The 6,294-nt window shown below is 38.1% G+C and carries 4 protein-coding genes; 2 read left to right on the top strand and 2 right to left on the bottom strand.

From position 1 onward, the window contains the following. Together AC1DDX_RS20810 and AC1DDX_RS20805 are read right to left on the bottom strand one after the other, a co-directional pair. The coding region (locus AC1DDX_RS20810) for a response regulator (protein WP_477622519.1) at positions 1–362 on the bottom strand (362 nt) is incomplete at its 3' end. A gap of 73 nt (positions 363–435) precedes the next feature. After that, a complete protein-coding gene (locus AC1DDX_RS20805) occupies positions 436–3,444 on the bottom strand; it encodes a sensor histidine kinase (RefSeq protein ID WP_288882597.1) in 3,009 nt (1,002 codons plus the stop codon). A 268-nt stretch (positions 3,445–3,712) separates the two neighbouring features. Between AC1DDX_RS20805 and AC1DDX_RS20800 the strand changes: the two genes are divergently transcribed. Together AC1DDX_RS20800 and AC1DDX_RS20795 are read left to right on the top strand one after the other, a co-directional pair. Then, positions 3,713–4,219 carry a hypothetical protein gene (locus tag AC1DDX_RS20800; protein WP_337717428.1) on the top strand — a complete coding sequence of 169 codons (507 nt, stop codon included), beginning with the start codon at positions 3,713–3,715 and terminating at the stop codon, positions 4,217–4,219. A gap of 448 nt (positions 4,220–4,667) precedes the next feature. Continuing rightward, on the top strand, positions 4,668–6,294 hold a 1,627-nt coding region (locus AC1DDX_RS20795; RefSeq protein WP_477622518.1), incomplete at its 3' end, for an outer membrane beta-barrel protein.

Raw genomic sequence — 6,294 nt, 5'->3', positions numbered from 1 at the left:
CCATTAAGTGCATCCTCAATAAACTCAATTAATCTCGCAGGTGGCGTTTTTTTTAAGATATAACCGTTTGCTCCTGATCGAATGGCTTCAAAGACATTCTGATTGTCATCAAATACAGTTAGCATCAGAACTTTACACTGAAAACCTTTGGCGCGCAAAAGCTTTAAACCTTCAATTCCATTCATAAATGGCATGTCGATATCCATTAGAATCAAATCTGGGTTAGTTTGCTTAACCTCTTCCAAAATATTCGTGCAGTCACCATAGGCTCCTAAAAGCTCATAGCCGGGGGTGCCGTTTAGCAAGATGAATAATACTTCCCTTAGCTGGGTATTATCCTCATATAATAATATCCTGATCATAGTTTCTGCAATTTGTTAATATTTTTTTAACCTTACAATCGCATATTTATGTGGTTTATGTAATTACGGGGTTCTAAACCGAAACTTTCAATACAATCCTGGTCCCTTCCCCCGGGGCAGACTGGATATCTATCGAGCCTTTTAGCATATCGCTTCTTTTGCGCATGTTCATGAGCCCGTTCCCTCGTGAATGACTTTTTAAGTCAAACCCCTTTCCATTGTCAAAAATACTTAAGGTAATCTGAACGCCTTCGTAACGAATGCTTATTCCCACCAAGGTTGCCTCTGAGTATTTTGAAATATTATTTAACGCCTCTTTGAATATCAAAAACAGGTTTCGCCGGCTTTCCATGCCAAGTTTTATATGTTTAATATTATCATTGGCCTCAAAAGAATAACGAATGTTTTGTGGCTCGAGAATGCTTGCCGTATATTCTCGCATTCGGGCTGTGATTTTATGCAACTGGTCATTATCAGGCTTGATACTCCACACAATATCATCCATTGACTCCATCATTTGGGTGCTGTTTTTACCTATCCTCTGTAAATATTGTTTTGCCATTGAGTCTTCTTCAAGCCCTTGTCTGGCCACTTCACTCAGGATATTGATTGAGGTTAAAGTTGAGCCTACATCATCATGCAAATCCCGGGCAACTTTTTCCCTCAACCGATGTACTTCTAAAAGCCTTTTCAACCTCGCCTGGTAAAGTGTGTAAATACTAAAAAGGGCAATAAGGATCAGAATTACCACGAACCACCAGCTTTGATAAAATGCAGGAGAAATACTTATGCCAAGACTGGTAATATCAGAAAATTTACCTTCAGTGTTCTGGGAACGAACCATAAAATTGTATTCTCCAGGCTGTAAAGAAGCAAATGTTGCGCTGAGTCCAGTTTCAGATCTTATCCATTTTTCGCTTGCGCCCTCGAGTTTGTAAAAATATTTGAGTTCATTTCCTCCACCATAAGTAAGCGGCGCAAAAGAAATATTGATAAAATTTTCATCATGTTTTAACTTGATCCTTCCTTGCTTTCCGATGGAATCCATCGACAAATAATGATCGAAGAGCTTAAAGTCTGTGATGGTGACTTTTCTCACCGGAGGGGTGATGTTGAGTTTCACCGGGTCAAAAATAACGAAACTGGATTCTCCGCTGAATGCTATTTTACCGTCTGGTAATTTTAAACCTTGATTCATTAAATTTTCCATATTGGAGGTGTTCAGAAATCCTGCTTTTTTATCAAAAATCTGAAACTCGCCTGTGGTAGAATTGTACCTGCAGATACCGCCTATAGTAGCCATCCATAAGTGACCATTACCATCCGGAACAAGAGAAGTGACTACACCCTGAGGAAGTCCGTTTTGAGTATTAAATTGTTTGATTTTATGTGTTGCCAAATTGAAAAAATCAAGGCCAGACGAACAAGCTATGGCTAAGGTTGAGTCTCCCAAAAAGGCTATGTCAGATACCCTGTTTGTGGTCAGTCCACTTCCATCTTTTTTAGAAATAAGATGTGAACGAACTTTGCCAGAAATGACATCTAGCTCGAAAATGCCATTGCCGGCTGTGGCAACCCAGATGCTGCCTAAAGACCTGGACAAAATTCTGGTTATTGAACTTTTAAGATTGGCTACTAAGGTGAAATCACTCTCGTTTCTTCGGATAAGCAATCCGCCATGTGTTCCAAACCACATTTTTCCATAATTATCATTTGCGAGCGTTCTTATAGTTTGTCCTTTAAATGCAGAAGGGGTTAAAAACACAGATGCGTTTTTTTTAAAATCGAACTCAATCAATCGGCCTGCCTGACAGGCAAGGTAAAGTTTACCTGTTGAGATTTCCTGTTCAACTGCCCATACAAAACTGAAAAAATTATCACCTTTTGGGGTGTTTTTATAAATTGCGTTGATAAGGCTTTTCTCAAGAGCGAGATGCAAAGAACTATCGTACCTATAAACACTTATCTTCGATCCCCAGGAGCTTAAAATTAGTCTGCCATCACTAAGCGCGGTAATATCGCTTAATGGTGCAGTTCCAAAATCAGCAGTGGTAACCGCATTTCGGATATGGTCTCCAATGATTGACATGGTGTACAATCCATTGTCGGTAGCGACCCAGAGATTTTTGTCTCTGTCCCGGAAAATTTGAGTAATATTATTCACTTTAATACCGTAATCAAGATTGTCAGGATTGAAAAAAATCTCGAAGGATTTCGTCTTCTCTTCAAAGAGATTAAAGGTATCAATACCAAATCCCCAGATTAGCCCGTTTTGTTCACTAAACCCCGATAGCTCATTATAGTTGGACTTTGGATTGGGCATTGTAGATATTTTTCTTAACCCTGATAATGGAGTTCCAGGATCGAATAATAAAATGGTGTAAGGTTTGTCTAAAGGCCAGGTGTTAATAAAAAAACGGTCATGTGAATCAATCATAAAATGGGTAACATCCTTTACTGATTTCAAGGCACTTAAAGTGCTCATCTTTGTAGGATTATTGTTCGGAGTATAGAAAACCTTTTTTAAAGGGTCAAAATAGCCTATGCCAGCATATCCACTAACCCATATTTTCCCAGATTTGTCACGCTGAATGCCCGTTGGCTTCCAGCCATCCGGATAGTTGAGGATATTTACGTTTTTTTCAAAACAGTTTTTTCTTCGATTGTATGTTAATATCTCTTTACCAAATATGATCAGGTAAGTGTCCTTCCCATCTTTGAAAAGTTTGACGTTATTCTCTTCAAGTTCAGATACTGTAGAATTTATCGCCGATTCACTAAAGATAAATGTGCGTGTATCCAAAAGTCCAATCCGGTGGCCCATTCTAACAATCAGAACTGCGGAATCATCAGCAGGAAATATCTGATCTACGGGAAGGGATGGTATACCTTTGCCACTTCTTGTACTGATCCGCCTGAAGCGATATCCATCATAACGTTGAAGGCCGTTCTGGGTACCTACCCAAATGAAACCATCAGCTGACTGCGAGACGCAATTCACAAAATTAGTGGAAAGTCCATTGGAAATGCGGTTGAATGAAATTTCAAGTGCTTTGGATTGGCTCGTGCTTACTAAAAGCAAAAATAAGTGAAAGACAAGTCTCAAAGTCGAGCGCACCATAAATGACTTAATTAGTTAATTCAAAAGTGCGCTTTTAAAGATTAAACTGCAAACTGTCAAAAGTGCCCGGATAATATTTTTTGTGATTAAAAAGAATGATTTATGCCTTACAAGCCATGGTTTGATAGTTTTTAGTTAACTAAAAATGATGTACCCAAGCGAAAAATCACCCGAACATGTGATTGTCCCTGGAAGAGAAGGCGGATATTTTTGTGTCAAAAAATATAATATGAAGCTAACTATTAATACACTACTCATTGGTATGCTGCTTTTCAGTGCAGCCTGTAAAAAAGACAAGGAGGAACAAGTACCAGACATAACGACACTTGCAAGTTTTTCTTACAGTACCTTTAATATTCTCAAGGATGCAGCAACTGATGTTGAAATTAGGGAAAATTTCGCCTACCTGACATTTACCAAACAAGGAAACCAGACTGGACTGCCTCATATTTCTTTTCAAATAGATGATTTTAAAGGAGTGGGAGAATATAACCTTTCTTCCGGCAAGATAACGGTTTATGCGGATGAAAAGGGGGATGAGTTTTATTGGAAGAATTTCCATAATCAGTTTAATGAAGAGTTCAAGGGTGAGGGTACAATAAAAGTGACTAGATGCGACACCCAGTTTATTGCCGAACTCAGCGGAAAACTTTTTCATGAAGAGGTTCAGGGATCTGAAGTAATCTTTAAAGAGACATCTTTTCAGGCCAAAACCAATCAAAAAATATTCAAATAATAAAGATGTATTTGATTCAAGAAATCATGCATCCGCTAAGTTTTTTGTAGTTCTTTGGATTGCCACGGATACAAAAACACCTATAAGCCATTCATCAGCAGCCATTATAGCTTTAACCTTTTTTAAGACTTCCTTATTTAGCAAAAGGGAAGTCTGCGGGTAAGCATTTAAGCTTAATAGAATCAGCGCAGAAAGCATCATTAATCTTTTATCATTTTTAAATTCTTTCTGGCAAAGAAAATGTTCTCAATGCATTGGTTACAACATTACAAGTCTTTATTTTAAAATGGTTTGGCCTTACGGGTATTAATGAAAATTAATGCCCAAGGCTTGTAACCAATAAACAAAATTGGTTGTCATCTATAGATAAACCAATCAACTTTTTAATCAATAGGATGGCTGGAAAAAGTAATCGTTTCTTAAAACCGGTCAAATACAAACACAAAAAATGAAAAAGTTTTTTTTAAGCATAATTTTAGGTATGCAAATGGTAACCGTTTTAGCACAGGACTTCAGTTTGACAGGAAAGCTTAGTAACGGCGAGGCAATAATAGATTCTCAACTAGGTATTCAGTTACTCCACAAAGACACAAAAGTAGTTTTAAAACAGGTACTGAGTGATTCTTTGGGCATATTTGTTTTTAAGGCCATTCCCAAAGGACAATATACTATTGTTGTAAAGAGCATAGTCTATAAGCCCCTGCAGATAGATGTCATTCTGAATAAGCATATAGACCTTGGTGTAGTAAAAGTGGAACCTATAAGTAATAATCTTGGAGAGGTTGCAATAAGTTTCATTAAACCACAGGTCGAGCAAAAGGCCGGAAAAACAATTATTAATGTGGCATCAAGCATTAACGCTGCCGGAACTACCGTTCTCGAAGTGCTACAGAAATCTCCAGGAGTTAGTGTTGATGGAAATGGTAACATTAAGCTTCGCGGAAAACAAGGGGTAATGGTGATGATAGATGGAAAGCTTCAACCCTTAAGCGGAGATGATCTTGCCACTTTTTTAAAGGCCATTCCATCTGATCAGGTTGATAAAATCGAGCTGATGGCAAACCCTTCGGCAAAGTATGACGCCTCAGGAAACGCCGGTGTTATTGATATTCGCACAAAAAAAGAAAACAGAAAAGGTACCTATGGGAGTATTGTCGGTAACTTTAACCAAGGTATCTACGCGAGAACCGGAGGAGGATTTGATGTAAGTTACCTGAATCAGAAATTATCCCTCTCTGCGGGATATAACTATTTGAACAGAACCGATTTTCAAGATATTATGCTCAAGAGGGAGTTCTTTCAAGCTGGTATGCGTTCTTCTTTAATTAATTACGATAACAACTTTAAAGTGCAAGCTGCCATTCATGTTGCGCAAGTAGGGGTTGACTATAAAATTTCGCCTTCCTCAACCCTGGGGCTTGCTGGGAAGCTTTATACCAATGATAACTCTCGCATGATAACCAGTCAAAGTCACAGTTATAATACTGCTGGCAATTTAAGCTCAACCTCAGCTACTACTGGTGGCGGAGATTTCAGCCGAAGAAATCCATCGGCCAATATCAACTATCGATATAAACACTCAATATCAGGAGCTTCACTGAACGCTGATGTTGATTACGCTTCTTACCTAACTGATAATCTACAAGACAACAAAACGTCTAGTTTTTTACCTTCTGGCGCACCTTTAAAAGTGCCATATTTACTTTACGGGGATTTATATGGAAAACTGCAGATATTTACCACAAAAGCAGATTACGTCCTGCCTTCAAAGGGCTTTTTAAATAAGATAGAAACTGGGATTAAATCAAGCTACGTCACCTCAGATAATGATGTTTCCTTTTTTGACAGAAGTACCGGTCAGAATATAAAGGATGTAACATTAAGCAATCATTTCATCTATAAAGAGAATATCAATTCTGGCTATATAAGTATTAATCGTAGTGCAAAACGTCTTGATATTCAGTTGGGCCTACGGGCGGAAAATACAAACACAAATACCGTTCAAATGATTGGCAATGTGAATAATAAAAGAAGCTACACACAGCTTTTTCCTAATACCACGATCGATTACAAGC

This window comes from Pedobacter sp. 10L46_2 (assembly GCF_056395165.1).
The sequence above is the reverse complement of the archived record's forward strand: the minus strand, read 5'-3'. Positions and strand labels throughout refer to the sequence as shown.

Excerpts from the sequence above, each read along its gene's own strand:
- AC1DDX_RS20800 (WP_337717428.1), top strand. The coding sequence starts at position 3,713 with ATGAAGCTAACTATTAATACACTACTCATTGGTATGCTGCTTTTCAGT.